Consider the following 18,258-nt stretch of genomic DNA (forward strand, 5'->3'; position numbering starts at 1 on the left):
TTAAATCATGGTTAAAGTAATTGATTTTAAAACTAGAACAAATGATGAGGGAGAAGAATTTAATGTCCTTATCGTACAGGGTGGAGCTGAGCCTATAAGAAGTCAGCAAACAGGAAAACTTTACATTACTGCTAAAACAGCATCCGTACCATCCACTTTTGATGCAGATACCTGTAAAAGCCTTATTGGAACTTCCTTTGAAGGCTCAGTTAAAAAGGTGGAATGCGATCCTTATGATTACGTCATGCAAGAGACAGGAGAAGTAATAGAGCTATGTCATCGTTATGAACTTGTAAACGAAGAAATGGAAATATTGGAAGAACAAACCTTACCATCTGAAGTCGTAAGGTAACCACTAAAATAATTTAGTCATTATACTGAGAGAGCCTATATGTGCTCTCTTTTTTATTTATACACTATATAGAAAAATTATATACTTATGAAATTACAAACAGCACAACGCCAACAAGTCCGACTTAAAATTGGTCTGAGCGGAGCAAGTGGATTTGGTAAAACTTATAGCGCTTTATTAATAGCATATGGAATAACACAAGATTGGACTAAAATAGCCATTATTGACACAGAAAATAAGAGCGCCAGCTTATATGCTCATTTGGGAAATTACAATGTTTTAGAGCTAAATGTTCCATACAGTCCAGAGCGTTACATAGAAGCCATTAAATACTGTGAGAATGCTAACATGGAGGTTATTATCATCGATTCTATCTCCCATGAATGGCAAGGAAAAGGTGGATGCTTAGAAATCCACGAAAAATTAGGAGGTCGATTCCAAGATTGGGCAAAAATAACGCCTCGACATACAGCATTTATAGATACTATTTTACAATCAAAATGCCATATTATAACTACTGCAAGACGTAAAATTGAATATTCATTGGATACAGATCAAAATGGCAAAGTAAAGGTAACCAAGGTAGGCACAAAAGAGGAAACTCGTAGTGGATTTGAATATGAATTAACGGTTAGTTTTGAACTTATCAATGATAACCATCTTGCCAAAGCATCCAAAGATAGAACAGGACTTTTTATGAATAAACCTGAATTTGTCATTAATCAATCTACAGGAAAGAAACTTATTCAATGGTGTTCTTTAGTATCTAAAGTAGAAGATGTTGAAAAGGAAATTAAACAAACAACCACTATTGAAGGCTTAAAACATATCTACAATAAATACCCACTATTTCAATCTAAGATAAAGGATAACATCCTTACTCGTAAAAAGGAATTGGAAAGTATTGAAGAGCAGATAATCGAATCAACAGAAATAACTAAAGCAACAGAAAATGGAATTAATTAAGTCAACACCAAATGTTATCATTCCAGAGGAAGAAGTAATCCAAGAATCACATGGTAATTTTATAGAAGCCAACACTTCTAAAGTAACCATAGAACACCTTAAAAATGATTGTATAATCCCTGTATTTAGCAAGGACAACGAAACTACAATTAGTCATTTTGAATTTATACACAGCGTCCATTCAGCTTTATCAGAAGTATTTAACAATAGGCTTATTTTAAAGCCTGATATAAGGGTTTCTCATGTAATTAAAGGTAGAATTCCTTCTGCTATAGGAAAGCCTGCAAAAGACCTATTAGAGCATGAAAAAACCATCTATTGGGAGCGTATGGCGTTTATGTTTGAACTCCCTGAAATTACTCGAATAATTAACGGAAATAAACTCACTTTAATGGTGGGTGGAGTTAGAGCATATAACCTTGAAAACCTATACAGCAGAAAAGGTATGGAGAAATTTAAAATCTTCATTGGATTTAAGAATATGGTATGTTGTAATATGTGTATAAGTACCGATGGTTATTTTGGGGAGTTACGTGTAAGCGCAATTGATCAATTGATTGAAAAATCATTGGAGTTATTTTTAACATATAATGTAGAAAGACACATGGAGGCTATGGAGTTTTTGGGCAAGTATGAAATATCAGAAAAGCAATTTGCACATTTAATGGGGAAGCTTAAAATGGCTTCACACGCTCCTAAATTATCTAATAGAGAAAAAGGGGTATTTGATATTAATGACGGTCAAATTAATAATGTGATTAAAAACTACTATATAGATGATAACTTTTGCAAGGGCATGGATAACTCCTTAAATCTATGGAATCTCTACAATTTGTTTACAGGTGCCAACAAGTCAAGTTATATTCATAATAATATAGACCGCAATGTTGGTTCTTTTGAATTCTGTACCTCACTAGCCAATTCGTTAGATAGTAATGTGGGAAATTGGTTTTTAAATTAAAAATTCGTGAGTAATTGAAAAGTGTGGCTAAGTAAAAAAGCCCCTCTTTAATCGTTTTAAGCACTTTTTGAACGCATACCACATTAATAATATATAGCTAACACGTGAAAAAACAAGAATTAATTCAGCTACTCAAATATTCTTCTCCAACGAGTATTTGGGTAGTTTCTTATAAAAATGAACTGCAAGAGCTACAATGCCCAATTAAGGTAATAGCTATTAAAGATATTGGAGATTTAAAGCAAGGAAAAACATATTCGGTAACCTACATAAAATTGGCTACCAATTTAAAGGTTGTATTCATGGTAAAAGGACAACCCTACTTCTATTACCATTTTGAAATATTAACGTCTAGATGATCTAATGAGTAGTTATGCTGTATTTTTACCTTACAACTGTAAAGAATTTTGAGACGGTTTCTACTTTACCAAAAAACCACTGAAAAATAATGAGCTCAAAAAAATATATAATCCCTATTGTTTTATATGGGGGTTGTATATTTTTATAAAAAACTTGACAACTTAACTCTAAAAACATGATAGTATTACAGCTTGCATTTGAGAACTTTATATCTGTTAAAAATTACATTACACTTCAAGAAAACTTCAAACAGAAGGACTATTCAGACTCTACATTTATTAATAATATAGGATATAGTGAAATACAGGAAGATATAATAATATACCAACCAAATGTCGACCCTAATACACCCATGGAACAAATAAAAGACGGATATATAAAGATCTCATTTTCAGACACCATTAAGTATAATATCAATAGAATGGCAGACAATTTGATTGAGAGATTTATTTTTAAAATTGAAGAAGCTAATTATCATTCAAAAGAACAAAAGGCAAATTTAGCGGAACATGAATTCAGTAAGCTGCATGGTTATGACAAGGCAATCACAGAGGCTGATTTTTTAAAAACAGACATAAAAACTGCTGTGTTAAAACAACTAGAAAAGTATATTGAGTTCTTGTCGAGAAACATATCTAAAACAGCAACAGACGAGACCAAATTGAAGATAAAAATGAGCAAGACAGATTTAATATATCTTTTTTTAAAACTAAGAGAAGGCGGGTTATTGGATAAAAGATATAGTGAAGATTATGCTCAATTAGGTAAATTTATTGATAATCACTTTTTATTTTTTAATGAAAGAGAAGAAGAGTATTCTACAATAAAAAAATCAAGGTCAGACCTTCATAAAATACTTGAAGGAGAAAAAAACACCTTCAATTCCTTTAATAAGTTCAGAGATTTATTTCATACAAGAGAATTTTAACCTTTCTTAAGTATAGAAAACACTAACTTTTCAAAGAGGTTCGACTAATTGACCCTTTACTTTTTTCATATATGTGATATATTGGTGGGACACTTAATGTTAAGTGCATGTCCTGACAAGACTGACTAGCCTGACTGCAAAGTACGATTAGTAAGTCAAGTCAGAAACGTTCTTTGAAATTTTGAAACTGACAAAAATGTTTTCCCTTTTGATCAAGGGTGATAACGGTCTTAGTGATAAATACTACACTAATTCCAATCATCTATAAAGAAATATTAATTTTTTAAAACATAAAAAAATGTTTAAAGAAGAAAATTTAAAAGAGATGATACTTGATCATCAGGGAAACAGTGAAAAAACTGTAAATGAAAAGCCTATTTTTGAAATTACTACTGGTATGGATTTAATAGAGAAAGTCAAAAATGAACCAGAACCAAAATTTATTTGGAAAGGAATCCCAGAGGGATCTATAGGACTTCTTGCAGGAGCTCCAAAGACTGGGAAAACAACTTTTGCTGAGAATTTAGCAACTTCAATGGCTATTGGTAGAAAAGAGTTTTTTAATTGGGAAATGGACGGTAATCCTCGAAAGGTTTTGTTTGTAAATCTAGAAGAGAACTATAAAATCCGCTCTAGGCGAAATGCTAAACAAATAGAATCTCTAAACACTAAAGAGAAGGAACTATTTGGGAAACATTTTATTTCTACTCCTGATAATTTTCCAGAATACCTGAATGACACTGAAGATTGGAAAATTCTGAGGGATTATATAAAAAGATCTCAAGCAGAAATTGTCTTTATTGACTCAATTTCTCATATGTGCGTTGGAGAGATAGAAAAAAGTGTAATAGCTCAAAGCTTTACAAAAATGATAAGAATGTACTTGGGAAACCTAGACAAGACTATTATAGCTATTCACCACACCACTAAAGGCAATGATAAACCAATTACTATGCATAGCATAGCTGGTAGTAGGTTTATTAACCAAGAATTCCAATACGCCATAGGGTTTGGCAATATACCTACCAAAAACGGTGGAAATTACGCCTTTATGTTGTACAATAAGTACATTGAAAATGATGAATCAACAGCGTTTTTATATAAAATTAATGAGAACGGTTGGTTTGATTACCTGGAAACATCCAATAAATATGATTTGTATAAGCATACTAAAAGGGATGGCAGAAAAGATGATACAAACCTTAACTTGATTTATGATTATATCAAAAGTAAGAGTAGTACGGATAGTACGATGGTCAAGTCAAAAGAATTGATATCAACTTTTGTCTCTACATCTACAATGTCTAAAGACACTCTTTACAAAAAGCTTGACATCATAGAAAATGAAGGTGCTCTGGAGAAAATCAAAAAAGGGCTTTATGAAATTAAAAATGATAATGATAATGGAACAAAAGCTTAATTTTATTGTATACAGAGTTGTTAATACCCGAAATGATTTGATTTATATTGGATCTACCTCAAAATCGATTGAGGAAAGGAAATCTGATCATTTACTAAAAGCTAAACATGGTCAAGGTAGTTATTTTCAAAATGCTATAAGCACCTACGGTGAGGAAGCTTTTACTTGGGAACAAATAGATTCTGCAAGTAATCCTAACGAATTAGCTGAAAAAGAGAAACAGTATATTTTGCAATATAATTCTCTGGAAGAAGGATACAATTCTGATTCTGGGGGAGGAATAAAAAAAACTGTTTATCAATATGGTATAAAGGGTGATTTATTTAACGAATACGATTGCTTAGAAAATGCAGCAAAAGCAGTTAATGCTGGTAAAAAGACTATCTGTAATGCTTGTTTGGGTTATAATAAAACCTGTAAAGGTTATTACTGGAGTTATACTTACTATACTAGATATCCTATTGAAAAGGATTTACGAAAGAAGAAGGTTTTTCAATTCGATTCAAAAGGTATCTTAATTGCAGAATATGAGTCAGTTTCAAAAGCAAGTGAAGGCACAGGTGTATCCAAAACCTGTATTGCCAGAGTTTGCAGAGGTGAAAGAGAACAAACAGGTGGATTTATATTTAAGTACGCCTAGAGAATGAGGGGTAGCAGAAATGTTGCCCCTTTTTCTTTTATAGATTAAATATGAGCTTGATTTTATTCTTTTACAACAAGAAATACAAATTTAGAATGAAAGAGGTATAATTTGGTAAATTATGTAAACATGTGGATTTCCGTAAGTTATTTATTAGTAAAATAAGTAAATTTAATTTTTCTTAGATAGTTTACAGTAAAAATTTTACAGTTGATAATAATGATTTGGATTGCAAGAATAATTTTTGGATTACTATTACTTCTTTTTATTAAGAAAAGACCAAATTTAAGTTTCTTTCTAGGTGTTGGACTTTTAATAATCTATTTATGTGCGATTTCTAATTCAAGCAATGATATTGATACGGTTAAGAACAATAATTTAATTGAACAAAAATATGGTAAAACACCTAAAGTAAATTATCTAAATAAACAACTATCTTCCAAACCAAAAAGCTCAAGCACTAATTATTATTATCAAAAAGATTTACTTTATGATAACTCTTCAATAGAAAAAGGTTATAAGAAACGAAATTATAACCAATCTAGAACTATAAAAAAAGATAACAGGATAAGGGTTGGAGCTGTTTGCAATGATGGTACAACTTCAAATGCTACTGGACGAGGAGCGTGTTCACATCATGGTGGGGTCGCCTATTGGCTGGTTGAATAATAAATACCCTAAAAAAACTACCTCAAATCAACACCCCAAACACCAATCCCCCTCATTACGGTTTTCCGTAAGTCTTTTTTATAAGAGTTAAGTAGTTTTGATATCTATAAACTACAACCCTATGAAAAACACAATCCTAACTGCCTTTTTCCTATTATTAACCTACGGAACTCAGGCACAATCTTGCGATGAATTAATGGAATTTGTAAAATCTGAAAGCTATGGTTCAACTTATAATAGCCCTAGCAGTACGGCAATTTCCAAGGTTACATTTTACACTACCACTATAGATTATCAAACCTATTATTTTGCTATTGTATGTTTTAAAAAGAATGAATACTCTTATAATTGTAGCGAGTACTTATACCAAGTAGCTTCTAATACAAAACTTAACTATTCCTACGATTACCTCAACAGTGCAGGAAAAGCTTTTTGGAAACATATCCAGCCTTATAATGAAAATTTAGGGTGTGCACCCGACTTTTAACCGATGATCTTATTTTAACCATTTTATATATCCTTACATTCATACCTAGAATAAATCATTTGTTTATTTTTACATTTCGTGCTTAAACTAAATACCAAAAATGTCTGAAGATCATAAAAAACTACTCGAACAACAATTGTGGAATATCGCCAATACCCTCCGTGGAAAAATGGGAGCAGATGAGTTTAGAGACTACATCTTGGGCTTTATATTTTACAAATACCTGTCGGAAAAACAATACATATATGCCAATTACTTACTAGAGGGAGAAGAAGAAACCGATTACCATAAAGTAACCGATGCAGATACTTTGGATGCTATTATGGACGAATCTCTTAATAAATTAGGCTATTTTTTAAAACCTAACGAGCTTTTTCATACCATTGCTGCCAAAGGAAATGCAAAAAATGAAGGGCAAAGCAGTTTTATTCTAGAAGATTTAGAGCGTATTCTTAACAGTATCGAGCAAAGTACCATGGGTACAGAAAGTGAAGACGATTTTGTTAAGCTCTTTGAAGATTTAGATTTAGGAAGCACCAAACTTGGAAGAACGGTAGCGGCTAGAAACGAACTAATTGCTAAAGTCTTGTTTCATTTAAATAAAATAGATTTTAAGCTCGAAGATATCGATGCCGATGTTTTAGGAGATGCTTATGAGTATTTAATTGCTCAATTTGCTTCTGGAGCAGGAAAAAAAGCAGGGGAATTTTATACTCCTCAGCAGGTATCTACCATTTTAGCAAAATTAGTAACCGCTGGTAAAAAAAGGCTTAAAAGTGTGTACGATCCAACCTGTGGGAGTGGATCTTTACTGCTACGAGTGGCAAAAGAGGTAGAAGATATAGATGAGTTTTACGGACAAGAACTCAACCGTACTACTTACAACTTGGCTCGTATGAATATGATTTTACACGATGTACACTACCGCCAATTCGATTTAAAACAAGAAGACACCCTAGAGAACCCACAACATCTCGACCAACGGTTTGAAGCTATTGTAGCCAACCCGCCGTTTTCTGCTAAATGGAAAGGAAAAGACAACCCTTTAAACAACAACGACGAACGGTTTTCTCAATACGGAAAGTTAGCCCCTAGCAGTAAGGCAGATTTTGCTTTTGTACAACATATGATTCACCAATTGGCAGACAATGGCACCATGGCTTGTGTGCTACCACACGGTGTATTATTTAGAGGAGCTGCAGAAGGACACATACGAGAATACCTTATAAAAAACCTAAACTACCTCGATGCTGTAATAGGCTTGCCTGCCAATATATTTTACGGAACAAGCATTCCTACCTGCATTTTGGTATTGAGTAAATGCCGTACAGAAACCGAAAATGTACTGTTTATAGATGCCTCTCAGCATTTTGAAAAGGCAGGAAACCAAAACCAGCTACGGGGAGAAGATATCGATAAAATTATAGATACTTATAAAGAAAGAACCACTACCGATAAATACAGTTATGTAGCTACTTTAGAAGAAATTGCAGAGAACGACTACAATTTAAACATCCCTCGGTATGTAGATACTTTTGAAGAAGAAGAGCCAGTAGACCTACAAGCGGTAGCACAGCAATTACAGGCTTTAGAAGGAAGCATACAAGCTGTAGACAAAGAAATAGCCGCATTTTGCAAAGAGCTAGCAATAGAAAAACCTTTTTAAGATGAAGGAAAAAAAATTAGTGCCCACCTTGCGGTTTCCTGAGTTTGAGGATGAATGGGAAATTAAAAAGTATAATCAAATATATTCATTCTACTCTACAAATTCATTTTCACGAGATAATTTAAATTATGAAGAAGGCGAAGTGAAGAATATTCACTATGGAGATATTCATACTAAATTTTTAACATTATTCAATATTAATAAAGAACAAGTACCCTTCATAAATAAAGATGTTGATATATCAAGAATCAAATATGAAAACTATTGCCAAGAAGGAGATTTATTAATAGCGGATGCTTCAGAAGATTATAATGATATAGGGAAAACAGTTGAAATCATCAACTTAAATAATGAAAAAGTATTATCTGGGCTACATACATTTTTAGCTAGACCAAACAAGAGAAAAATGGCTCAGGGTTTTGCTGGATACATGCTACAAAATTGGAGTGTGAGAAAACAGGTTATGAAGATTGCTCAAGGAACTAAAGTTTTGGGGTTATCAACAAGTAGACTAGGAAATATAAACCTCATTATCCCCTCCCTCCCTGAGCAACAAAAAATAGCTTCCTTTTTAACATCGGTAGATGAAAAAATACGCTTGTTAACCGAGAAAAAAGCATTGTTGGAGCAGTACAAAAAAGGAGTGATGCAGCAACTATTTAGTCAGCAACTCCGCTTTAAAGACGACAATGGCAAAGATTTCCCAGATTGGGAGGAGAAGAGATTGGGGGAGATATGTAAACTCCAAGGAGGATACGCTTTTAAGAGTAGTCTATTTAAGAAAAAAGGCATTCCGATAATAAGGATTTCAAACATATCAAATGATAATAACTACATTGAAAAAAATAATATAGTTTATTATAATGATTTTGATATTAATGAGAATTATATTTTATCCAAAAATGACTTAATAGTAGCGATGTCTGGTGCTACTACAGGAAAGTCAAGCATATATAATTTAAATGAAAAGGGGTTTGTAAATCAACGAGTAGGTGTATTTAGGCCTTCGAAAGAAAAACTATTTAATAAATACTTAACCCAATTTGTATTTTCTAATGAATTTTCAAAACAATTGGAAAAAGTATTAGTTGCTGGAGCACAACCCAATATAAGCTCAAAAGATATAGAAAATTTTAAAATGTTTCTTCCTTCACTAAAAGAACAAACCAAAATAGCAGACTTTTTAAGCAGTATCGATAGCAAAATAGAAAAGGTAGCTACACAGCTACAACACACCCAGCAGTTTAAAAAAGGCTTGTTGCAGCAATTGTTTGTGTAAAATGGAGAAAACAACACATATGAAAATATTACTAGAAAAAGTAGGGACAGTACTTAAACAGCAAGAAGCCTTAAGAATAGCTAAAGGAGAAACCTTTAATATCTTTTCTATCCTAAAAATGGAAAGAGCAGAAGTAAATACACACTCTGCTTTTCTAGCCGAGTTGCTCAACCCAAAAGGTTCTCACCTAATGGGCGGTGTTTTTTTAGAGGCTTTTCTATCGGTTATTAATCATCCTAAAGCAATAGACATTCCTACCGCCAAAGTGTTTGTAGAGTACTACATAGGCATGGTTACAGAAACCACAGGCGGTCGTATCGATATTCTTATAAAAGATGGTAAAGGAACTTGTATTACTATAGAAAACAAAATAGATGCAGGAGACCAAAACAACCAATTAGTGCGGTATAAAAATTATAATACTGAAAAGAACACTGTTTATTACCTTAATATAGATGGTAAAGACCCTAGCGATAGCAGTAAAGGAGGGTTGGAAACAGGAAAGCATTTCTCCATTATTAGTTATAGAGACGACATTATAGCATGGCTACAGCAATGTTTAGACATTTCCGCAGAGCAACCCCTACTTAGAGAGAGCATTAAACAATACCTATTGTTAATTAAAAAAATAACGAATACTTTGGATAATACACAGGAAAAAGAAGTCACAAATCTTATAATAAACCACCTAGAAGAAGCAGAACAAATTGCTGCTAAATACAACAAGGTTTTAGAAGAAATAAGAGAAAATTTTAGAACTAAATTAAAGACTTGTATAGAAAAACTAAAGAAAACAGGGGAATTAACAGAAGAGTTTGAGGTAATAGAAAAACATAAAAATGTTAATGATAGTTATTCAGGAATTTGGATGCCTTTAAAAGAGAATCCTAACAAAATGTTTGGCATAAGTAGTTTTAGCGGCAAAGGGCATGTAAACGGAAATTTCTTTATTGGTTTGTACGACCAGTTAAATAAAGAAAAATACCCTGTAGAAAATTACAACACCATTACTACTAATCCAGACTGGGTGCACCATCAGTTACTTACATATACTTTTAATGGAGATTCTGAGTATATAATAAACCTTGGAGATAAAAAGTTTATAAAGTACATCGCAGAAGATGCTAACTTAGAAAATGTTTTAACCAAAGTAGAATCACAGATTGATGAATTTATAGATAAGCATATAAAATATCTAAATGGAAGTAAATGATAAAGATACTTTTTTAAACAATGAAGTTTGGGTGTTAACATTTGGAGCTGCCTTTCAGCGAGCCAATATTTATAATAAAACAGCTACACAAGCTCAAAAGAAAAAGTTTAAAAATGAACTCAGGTTTTATATTGAAAAGCTCGTTTTAGAAGAATACCACAAGGAAGGTATTACCGATGAAGCCCATATAAACAACATAAACTCAATAGTAAACTATACAATTAACTATAATAAAGAAAACGATATTTTAAGTAACGGAAAATTAAACTTTGGAGTTAGTCAAAAGCTATTAAATTTATATTTAAAATATAAATGGTGTTTAAAAGAGATTCCTACACCGCCACATTTTCCTGTAGATAGAAGGATACAATCTATTCTTAAAATGAAAAAGATTGCTTCTTGGACACAAATGGGCGATTCAAAAGAATACGAAAAAATTATAGCAGCAGTTAGGGATTTGGCAAAGACGGAAGAACTATCGGCTGCACACTATGAGTTAAAATATTTTCAAAGAAGTCAGAATTACTAAACAGCCAAAAAGTTCCTAATATTTAAAAAGGCTTGTTGCAACAATTATTTGTGTAGTTAAATGATGTTAAAAATAAACCTATAGGTTGATAAAATGAAAATTGTTAATATATTTGTTGAAAAATTGTTTGCCGTAGTTTATAACGATGAAGTTGGAAACGGCTATCAAGACAATGAATATGATAGACTTTTGGATCTTTGGACAGATGTTAATTATCTCAGGGAATTTGCAAAAGTGAATAAGGTAAAAAATGTGAACCAGTTTGTAAAAGACAGGCTGCGAGATGCAGAAAATATAGATGACTTATTACACGATTTAACCGAAGAGAATTTACCACTAGACAAATATTTCCATCAATTACACAACCATGAAACAGGATTTAAACTACTATCGCTACGTAAAGGAAAAACTTCCAAGACAGATGGTTTAAGAATGTATGCTGTTAAAATAGATACTAATTGTTTTGTTATAACGGGAGGCGCAATTAAGATGAGTCACTATATGAAAGACCATCCAGACACCGAGAAAGAATTAGAAAAATTAAAACAATTCCAAGCATTATTATCAGATAATGGAGTGATTGATAAAGACTCCTTCTACGAATTTAAAAGTGAACTATAAGATGAAAACCAGCAAAGAGAAATTTCAAGAATTAGTTTCCAAAGAAAAAACTACTACACTCCAAAGAAATAGTGAACGTATAAAAAATAGAGCGAGATTACGAGAGTCTCAAGATATTGCTCTTAAAGTGCTTACCAAACTAGATGAGCTAGGATGGTCTCAAAAAAAATTAGCAGAAAAATTAAGTGTAACTCCGCAACAAATCACCAAGATTGTAAAGGGGAAAGAAAATCTCACCTTAGAAACACAAGTAAAGCTACAGGAAGTATTAAAAATTCCTATTTTGGCTAGTTTCTATGAAAAGAAGATAGCTAGCCTTTCTTATGATAGTATTTCAAACGTAAACATCTCCATAAATAAATTAATTCATAGCGAAGGAAAATCTTTTTACAAAGAACAGTTTACTAGGGAGTTTAAAAGTGTTCCACGTAAGGAGATTGCCAAGGATAAATATCATCTATTAGAAATAGCATAATGGAAAATAAAAAAATTGGTTTTGCTCTGGTAGCTCTTAAAACAGAACAATTTGCAAGTTTTGAGGAAAATTATAAAGAAGGTAAAAAAGTAGACCTTAAAACAGGTTTGGAATTCAAAATTAATGTTGAAGACAAAAATGTAGGGGTATTTGTTACTTTTACATTTGAACAATCTAAGAAGGCTTTCTTAAAAGTTCAGGTCAGTGGTCATTTTAGCATCACAGAAGAAGCTTTTAATGAATTCTGCAAAGAAGATAAAATTATTTTTCCTAAAGGATTTATGTGTCACCTTACAATGCTTGTGGTTAGCTCTGCACGAGGTGTTCTACATGCTAAAACGGAAGGGTCCAATTTTAATAAATTTTTGCTACCAACAATAGATGTAACGAAGATTGTATCAGATGATATTGAGTTTCATTTATCAGAGTAACATCTAATTATGACTAAACAGCCAGAACAAATACTAGAAAATAACCTTATAGAGCAGTTAGCAGACTTAGGCTATAAAAAGGTTATTCTAAAAGATGAAAAAGAATTACTTACCAACCTAAAAGCACAATTAGAGAAGCATAATAAAACTAAGCTATCCGATGCTGAATTTGCACAAGTAACGAATCATCTTAGCAAGGGAAATGTATTTGAAAAGGCTAAAACTCTAAGAGATAAAGTACAATATACCAAAGACAACGGAGAAACAGGGTATTTAGAGTTTATAAATCAAATTCATTGGTGCCAAAATGAGTTTCAGGTAGCACAGCAAATTACACAAGAGGGAAGTTATAAAACCAGATACGATGTTACCTTACTTATAAATGGCTTGCCATTGGTACAAATAGAGCTTAAAAGAAGAGGCTTAGAGCTTAAAGAAGCCTTTAACCAAATAAACAGATATCATAGGCATTCTTTTTGGGCTAATACAGGCTTATTTCAGTATGTACAGCTATTTGTTATAAGTAATGGTGTAAACACAAAGTACTATGCTAATAATAAGAAACAGAGCTTTAAACAAACCTTTTTCTGGAGCGAGCAAAACAACAAAATTATTTCGCAGTTAAAAGATTTTGCCAATGTATTTTTAGAGCCTTGCCATGTTTCTAAAATGATTACTAAATATGTAGTCCTTAATGAAGCTCAAAAAGCACTTATGGTGCTTCGCCCCTACCAATATTATGCTACAGAAGCTATTGTAGAGCGAGTAAAAACTAGCACCAAGAATGGGTATATTTGGCATACAACAGGATCTGGAAAAACATTAACCTCTTTTAAAGCAAGTCAGTTACTTACACAACTTCCAAATGTCGATAAAGTAATATTTGTAGTCGACAGAAAAGATTTAGATTACCAAACCACCAAAGAGTTTAATAGTTTTAGTAAAGGGAGTATAGACGGTACGGGCAACACCAATAACCTAGTAAAACAGCTAGAAGACCATACAAAATTAATTGTAACTACCATTCAAAAACTAAATACTGCCATTTCTAAACAGCGGTATTTAAACAGAATTAAACATTTAAAAGAAGAGCGAATTGTTTTTATTTTTGATGAATGTCACCGTAGCCAATTTGGAGAAACTCATAATAGAATAAAAGCTTTTTTTGAAGGAGCACAGATGTTTGGTTTTACAGGAACTCCCATTTTTGCTGAAAATGCAGTTAGTAATGCCTTAGGTAAAAGAACCACAAAAGAGCTTTTTGAAGATTGTCTACATAAATATGTAATTACCGATGCTATTAGGGACGGAAATGTACTTCGTTTCTCTATTGAATATATCCAAACCTTTAAGCAAAAGGAACACATACAAGACCTTCAGGTTGAAGATATAGACGATGCAGAAGTACTCAATGCCCCTGAACGATTGGAAGCAGTTACCGATTATATTATTAAAAATCATGCTAGAAAAACACACAACAAAACTTTTACAGGAATGTTCTGTACAAGTAGTGTAGATTCTTTAATAAAATACTACGATTTATTTCAGCAGAAAAAAGAGCAAGGAGCACATAACTTAAAAATTGCTACTATATTTTCCTACCAAGCCAATGAAGATGATAAAGATGCAAATGGGTATATTCCAGACCCAGAATTTCTTCAGGCAGCAGAACCAGATGCCGAGTATCAAAATGAGCATTCTAGAGATTCGTTAGATCGTTTTATTAGCGATTACAATGGTATGTATGGCACTAATTACTCCACAAAAAACTCTCAGGATTTTTACAACTACTATAATGATATTGCAAAACGAGTAAAAAATAAACAAGTAGATATTTTATTGGTAGTAAACATGTTTCTTACAGGTTTTGATAGTAAGCCATTAAATACTTTATATGTAGATAAGAATTTAAGGTACCACGGACTCATCCAAGCTTTTTCTAGAACAAACAGGATATTAGACACAGTAAAATCGCAAGGCAATATAGTATGTTTTAGAAACTTAAAACAAGCCACAGACGATGCTATTGCACTCTTTTCAAATCTAAATGCTAAAGATGAAATAATCTTAGCTCCCTATGAAGATTATATAGAAACATTTAAGGAAGCACTAAAGAACTTACTTACAGTTGCACCCAGTGTAAATAGTGTAGATGAATTAAGAGATGAAGAGGAGGAATTAGAGTTTATAAAGAAGTTTAGAGCCTTAATGCGGGTAAAAAATGTATTGAGCACTTTTACAGAATTCTCTTATGAAGATGTGGATATGGAGGAGCAGCTGTTTGAAGACTATAAAAGTAAATACCTCGATTTATATGAAAAAACAAAGTCTACTCCCTCTAAAGAAAAAGTTTCCATTTTAAACGATGTCGATTTTGAATTAGAGCTTATCCATAGAGATGAAATAAATGTAGCATACATTTTAAAATTACTAGCAAATATAAAAGATGCTCCTGCTTCTGAAAAAGAGAGTAAGACCAAGGCAATTAAAGAAATATTAGCTAGTGAAACTCAGTTAAGAAGTAAGAGAGAGTTAATTGAAAAATTCATCCAAGAACATTTACCGCTTATTGAGGATACAGAAATGATAGAGAGTGAGTTTGATGACTTTTGGAGCAAGGAGAAAGTAAAAGCAATCTCTTCTATGAGTAAAGAGGAAAATCTAGATATAGAGCAGTTACAGGATGTAATAGGAGACTTTCTGTTCACCGAAAAGAAACCTTTGAGGGATGATGTTATAAACATGATGAATAAGCGCCCTAAGCTTAAAGAAAGAGCCACTGTAGCAGAGAGAATTACAAATAAAATAACAGAGTTTGTAGAAACTTTTATTAGCGGGATAGCTAGTTAAAAACTATATTTATTCTATATTTAGAATAAGAATTACAGTACTATAATAAATTAAAAAAAGGCATACAATTCGGTAACAAAAGCTGATGAGTTAACAACATAGCTGGAAAATACTATATCTCCCAACCTTGGTTCGAGCCCAAGAGGGGGAGCTTAACAACAGAAAGCCATTCAATAAATTGAGTGGCTTTTTTAGTTTCTGTGGGTACCAGTTTGGGTACCCATTTTTATTTTTGTCATACTTTTATGGTATGAGTACAATATATGTCTATAAAAAAACTTACACACTAAAAATACTATGTCTTATGTGTTAGTTGATTACTATTCGATGAATCCGGCTAAAGCATAAACCAATGCGGCTTGCCAATTAATAGCTATCTCATTATGACTGTACGATTCCTGGTCATCAACCCAATCCGTCGCTGAATGGCCTCCTCCTACTAAGTAACCTGGCCACGGCTCTTTGATGGCATCGGCCCCTGAACGTCGATCGTGCGGATGCATTGGTGGGTTTTTTCCTAAACCAGTTACATATGATCTGTTGTAATAATTCTTGCCAAAAAGATGATCTAAAATTCCAATTGAAGTCGTTGTATAATCCTCCTTAGGCTTTAATCGATTTGCTACCTGTAAATTAATCGATTGACGAGCTACAGCTCCATTACATCCCCAAAAGTAAGTTTCTCCTAAGGTACGATCATAAACATCTGAATCAGCGATTTCAACCAGTTTGTCCGCACTTTCTATGGTGTTTCTAATAATTGATTTTTGAACTTTTGCTGTTTTTCCCTTTCTTGAAGAGAGCACATAGGTAAACATTCCTAGATTCGAAACATTTCCCCAATCCCAATTTTCTTCGACCTTAAAATCTAATTCCTTAGCTCTTTTCTCAAAATCCTTTAGGGCGACTATATCACCTGTAGTTTCCCACATTTCTGCAGCTGCCCATAATCGATCGTCACTGTCAGTTGTTTGATATCCACCAGTTTGAAAATCACCTTGTACAAAACCTTTATCCTCCGGATTGTTGCGCAAAAATTTATAACTTAACCATGCGGCATCTAAACATTGTTGGGCGTAGATAGGATCATAGGGTTGAAAATACCGAGCTGCCATTGCCATCATCGCTACAAAATCTGCGGTTGCAGCAGAGCTCCATTGTGTAAAATATCTTTTTTCATGATCTTTGTCAGGCATTATAAATGGTGAAAAATTCACACGTGTTAGTTTATGTGATACCCTTCCAGAGCCGTCTGGATATTGCATTTTTAATACCCAATCAGTTTCCCATTTAATTTCTTCTAAAAAAGCGGGAAGATTCGAGTTGGATCTCGGAATTTCTAAATCCAATTTTTCAATTTTAGATCTAAAATGATCCCAAGCCATAAAAAGCATACCAACTGTTATAGCAGCGTTTACCGTATATTTTCCATAATCACCAGCGTCATGCCACCCTCCAGTACCATCGCGTTTACCTCCTTTGTTTCCTATATAATCCTCATACCCATCCTCTAAGTGACAGATATTTTGATAATAGTTCCTTCCTTTAAAGGTTCCTTTGACTTCTGCTCCACAGCGCCATAAATAGAACCCTCGTATACTGGTTTTAGCTGCAAAATTAAAAGCATCCGAAGCAATGGTAAATGGAGTAGTTTTTCCAACCCCATCTACCTCGAGTATGTATTGGCCAGGAGTATTTAATTTTGAAAAATTGACATTCCATACTTTTTGATCTATATCTTTTTGATACGTTGGACCTGTAGTTTCTCCTGTAAAAACCACTTCACCATCGGTGTTTAAAATATGAAAGGTTTCACTAGGCTTTGATATAATAGCAGTTTTTTCAAAATCAGTAAGAAACCCAAGAGAATTCAGATGGATGTTTTTAGATTGGGCAGTAAGTGAAAGGATTGAAGTAAAAGTTGCAATAATGAATGTAATTTGTTTAAGCATTGTCGGAATAGAATGGTTTAATTGACCAAAATACAAAAAAGAAGAAAGGCATTACCTTGATCATTATAAATTTCTTTAGATGTTGTCAAACATTATAACTTTTATATGATGTTCGATTGGTCAATGTTTTTTTGAAGGATCAATATCATTGTTAATTTGTTTATATTTCTCTATCATTTGGTCATTAGTTTCCCAAGCTATTGATTCTGGTAGATATACTTGTTTGGCTAATTGGGCCATATCTGGCTTTCCACCAGAATTTACAATGGGCAAAACCAGATGCATAAACGCATTTAATTTTTCGTAATTCACTTGGATTAATTGTTTTAATCTACGACAAAAAAGAAAGAATGTCGTTTCCACTGCCTGAACTTTACTAGTTTATAATCATTAACTTTTACAGGTTTAGTATGCTATTACTTTCCACTTTCGTTGAAGAAGCTTATTTTTGCCCATTCG

The 18,258-nt window shown here is 32.8% G+C and carries 19 protein-coding genes; 17 read left to right on the top strand and 2 right to left on the bottom strand.

The features are described from left to right. Positions 1 to 7 precede the first annotated feature (7 nt). From VKY50_RS12530 to VKY50_RS12610, 17 genes are all read left to right on the top strand, one after another. Positions 8 to 352, top strand: a complete 345-nt coding sequence (locus VKY50_RS12530) for a hypothetical protein (RefSeq protein ID WP_324302152.1) — start codon at positions 8 to 10, stop codon at positions 350 to 352. 87 nt (positions 353 to 439) lie between these two features. Continuing rightward, positions 440 to 1,318: an AAA family ATPase gene (locus tag VKY50_RS12535; protein ID WP_324302153.1), complete on the top strand. Its 879-nt coding sequence runs from the start codon at positions 440 to 442 to the stop codon at positions 1,316 to 1,318. Beyond that, positions 1,305 to 2,279: a DUF3871 family protein gene (locus VKY50_RS12540; protein ID WP_324302154.1), complete on the top strand. Its 975-nt coding sequence runs from the start codon at positions 1,305 to 1,307 to the stop codon at positions 2,277 to 2,279. The genes VKY50_RS12535 and VKY50_RS12540 overlap by 14 nt, the downstream gene beginning before the upstream one ends. Positions 2,280 to 2,383: 104 nt before the next feature. Then, a complete protein-coding gene (locus tag VKY50_RS12545; RefSeq protein ID WP_324302155.1) occupies positions 2,384 to 2,638 on the top strand; it encodes a hypothetical protein in 255 nt (84 codons plus the stop codon). Positions 2,639 to 2,814: 176 nt separating this feature from the next. After that, positions 2,815 to 3,567 carry a hypothetical protein gene (locus tag VKY50_RS12550; RefSeq protein ID WP_324302156.1) on the top strand — a complete coding sequence of 251 codons (753 nt, stop codon included), beginning with the start codon at positions 2,815 to 2,817 and terminating at the stop codon, positions 3,565 to 3,567. A gap of 298 nt (positions 3,568 to 3,865) precedes the next feature. Beyond that, positions 3,866 to 4,987 (top strand): AAA family ATPase, encoded by a 1,122-nt coding sequence (locus VKY50_RS12555; protein WP_324302157.1) that lies wholly within the window; start codon positions 3,866 to 3,868, stop codon positions 4,985 to 4,987. Then, entirely contained in the window at positions 4,947 to 5,627 is a 681-nt protein-coding gene (locus tag VKY50_RS12560; protein ID WP_324302158.1) for a GIY-YIG nuclease family protein, read from the top strand. Before VKY50_RS12555 ends, VKY50_RS12560 begins: the two co-directional genes overlap by 41 nt. Before the next feature lie 219 nt (positions 5,628 to 5,846). After that, complete coding sequence (locus tag VKY50_RS12565) at positions 5,847 to 6,296, top strand: hypothetical protein (RefSeq protein WP_324302159.1); 450 nt, start codon at positions 5,847 to 5,849, stop codon at positions 6,294 to 6,296. A gap of 121 nt (positions 6,297 to 6,417) precedes the next feature. After that, positions 6,418 to 6,783, top strand: a complete 366-nt coding sequence (locus VKY50_RS12570; RefSeq protein ID WP_324302160.1) for a hypothetical protein — start codon at positions 6,418 to 6,420, stop codon at positions 6,781 to 6,783. 100 nt (positions 6,784 to 6,883) lie between these two features. Continuing rightward, positions 6,884 to 8,449 carry a type I restriction-modification system subunit M gene (locus VKY50_RS12575; RefSeq protein ID WP_324302161.1) on the top strand — a complete coding sequence of 522 codons (1,566 nt, stop codon included), beginning with the start codon at positions 6,884 to 6,886 and terminating at the stop codon, positions 8,447 to 8,449. Between the two features lies 1 nt (position 8,450). Next, positions 8,451 to 9,728, top strand: coding sequence for a restriction endonuclease subunit S (locus VKY50_RS12580; protein ID WP_324302162.1), 1,278 nt, complete (start codon positions 8,451 to 8,453; stop codon positions 9,726 to 9,728). 19 nt (positions 9,729 to 9,747) lie between these two features. Continuing rightward, entirely contained in the window at positions 9,748 to 10,941 is a 1,194-nt protein-coding gene (locus VKY50_RS12585) for a PDDEXK-like family protein (protein ID WP_324302163.1), read from the top strand. Then, entirely contained in the window at positions 10,928 to 11,470 is a 543-nt protein-coding gene (locus VKY50_RS12590) for a hypothetical protein (RefSeq protein ID WP_324302164.1), read from the top strand. The genes VKY50_RS12585 and VKY50_RS12590 overlap by 14 nt, the downstream gene beginning before the upstream one ends. A gap of 93 nt (positions 11,471 to 11,563) precedes the next feature. Further along, positions 11,564 to 12,091, top strand: coding sequence for a calponin homology domain-containing protein (locus VKY50_RS12595; RefSeq protein ID WP_324302165.1), 528 nt, complete (start codon positions 11,564 to 11,566; stop codon positions 12,089 to 12,091). A 1-nt stretch (position 12,092) separates the two neighbouring features. Beyond that, entirely contained in the window at positions 12,093 to 12,566 is a 474-nt protein-coding gene (locus tag VKY50_RS12600; protein ID WP_324302166.1) for a helix-turn-helix transcriptional regulator, read from the top strand. Then, complete coding sequence (locus VKY50_RS12605) at positions 12,566 to 12,997, top strand: hypothetical protein (protein WP_324302167.1); 432 nt, start codon at positions 12,566 to 12,568, stop codon at positions 12,995 to 12,997. The genes VKY50_RS12600 and VKY50_RS12605 overlap by 1 nt, the downstream gene beginning before the upstream one ends. A gap of 9 nt (positions 12,998 to 13,006) precedes the next feature. Then, complete coding sequence (locus VKY50_RS12610; RefSeq protein WP_324302168.1) at positions 13,007 to 15,847, top strand: type I restriction endonuclease subunit R; 2,841 nt, start codon at positions 13,007 to 13,009, stop codon at positions 15,845 to 15,847. 320 nt (positions 15,848 to 16,167) lie between these two features. Here VKY50_RS12610 and VKY50_RS12615 read toward each other — a convergent pair whose 3' ends face one another. Beyond that, positions 16,168 to 17,799 carry a glycoside hydrolase family 9 protein gene (locus tag VKY50_RS12615; protein ID WP_324302169.1) on the bottom strand — a complete coding sequence of 544 codons (1,632 nt, stop codon included), beginning with the start codon at positions 17,797 to 17,799 and terminating at the stop codon, positions 16,168 to 16,170. A gap of 120 nt (positions 17,800 to 17,919) precedes the next feature. Continuing rightward, positions 17,920 to 18,162 (bottom strand): hypothetical protein, encoded by a 243-nt coding sequence (locus VKY50_RS12620; protein ID WP_324302170.1) that lies wholly within the window; start codon positions 18,160 to 18,162, stop codon positions 17,920 to 17,922. Between the last annotated feature and the right edge of the window lie 96 nt (positions 18,163 to 18,258).

The sequence above is a fragment of the Galbibacter sp. genome, from assembly GCF_035306585.1.
Classification (GTDB): Bacteria; Bacteroidota; Bacteroidia; order Flavobacteriales; family Flavobacteriaceae; genus Galbibacter.

Coding starts and splice junctions, on each gene's coding strand:
- VKY50_RS12530 (WP_324302152.1), top strand. CDS start 8: ATGGTTAAAGTAATTGATTTTAAAACTAGAACAAATGATGAGGGAGAA.
- VKY50_RS12535 (WP_324302153.1), top strand. CDS start 440: ATGAAATTACAAACAGCACAACGCCAACAAGTCCGACTTAAAATTGGT.
- VKY50_RS12540 (WP_324302154.1), top strand. CDS start 1,305: ATGGAATTAATTAAGTCAACACCAAATGTTATCATTCCAGAGGAAGAA.
- VKY50_RS12550 (WP_324302156.1), top strand. CDS start 2,815: ATGATAGTATTACAGCTTGCATTTGAGAACTTTATATCTGTTAAAAAT.
- VKY50_RS12555 (WP_324302157.1), top strand. CDS start 3,866: ATGTTTAAAGAAGAAAATTTAAAAGAGATGATACTTGATCATCAGGGA.
- VKY50_RS12560 (WP_324302158.1), top strand. CDS start 4,947: ATGAAATTAAAAATGATAATGATAATGGAACAAAAGCTTAATTTTATT.
- VKY50_RS12565 (WP_324302159.1), top strand. CDS start 5,847: ATGATTTGGATTGCAAGAATAATTTTTGGATTACTATTACTTCTTTTT.
- VKY50_RS12570 (WP_324302160.1), top strand. CDS start 6,418: ATGAAAAACACAATCCTAACTGCCTTTTTCCTATTATTAACCTACGGA.
- VKY50_RS12575 (WP_324302161.1), top strand. CDS start 6,884: ATGTCTGAAGATCATAAAAAACTACTCGAACAACAATTGTGGAATATC.
- VKY50_RS12580 (WP_324302162.1), top strand. CDS start 8,451: ATGAAGGAAAAAAAATTAGTGCCCACCTTGCGGTTTCCTGAGTTTGAG.
- VKY50_RS12585 (WP_324302163.1), top strand. CDS start 9,748: ATGAAAATATTACTAGAAAAAGTAGGGACAGTACTTAAACAGCAAGAA.
- VKY50_RS12590 (WP_324302164.1), top strand. CDS start 10,928: ATGGAAGTAAATGATAAAGATACTTTTTTAAACAATGAAGTTTGGGTG.
- VKY50_RS12595 (WP_324302165.1), top strand. CDS start 11,564: ATGAAAATTGTTAATATATTTGTTGAAAAATTGTTTGCCGTAGTTTAT.
- VKY50_RS12600 (WP_324302166.1), top strand. CDS start 12,093: ATGAAAACCAGCAAAGAGAAATTTCAAGAATTAGTTTCCAAAGAAAAA.
- VKY50_RS12605 (WP_324302167.1), top strand. CDS start 12,566: ATGGAAAATAAAAAAATTGGTTTTGCTCTGGTAGCTCTTAAAACAGAA.
- VKY50_RS12610 (WP_324302168.1), top strand. CDS start 13,007: ATGACTAAACAGCCAGAACAAATACTAGAAAATAACCTTATAGAGCAG.
- VKY50_RS12615 (WP_324302169.1), bottom strand. CDS start 17,799: ATGCTTAAACAAATTACATTCATTATTGCAACTTTTACTTCAATCCTT.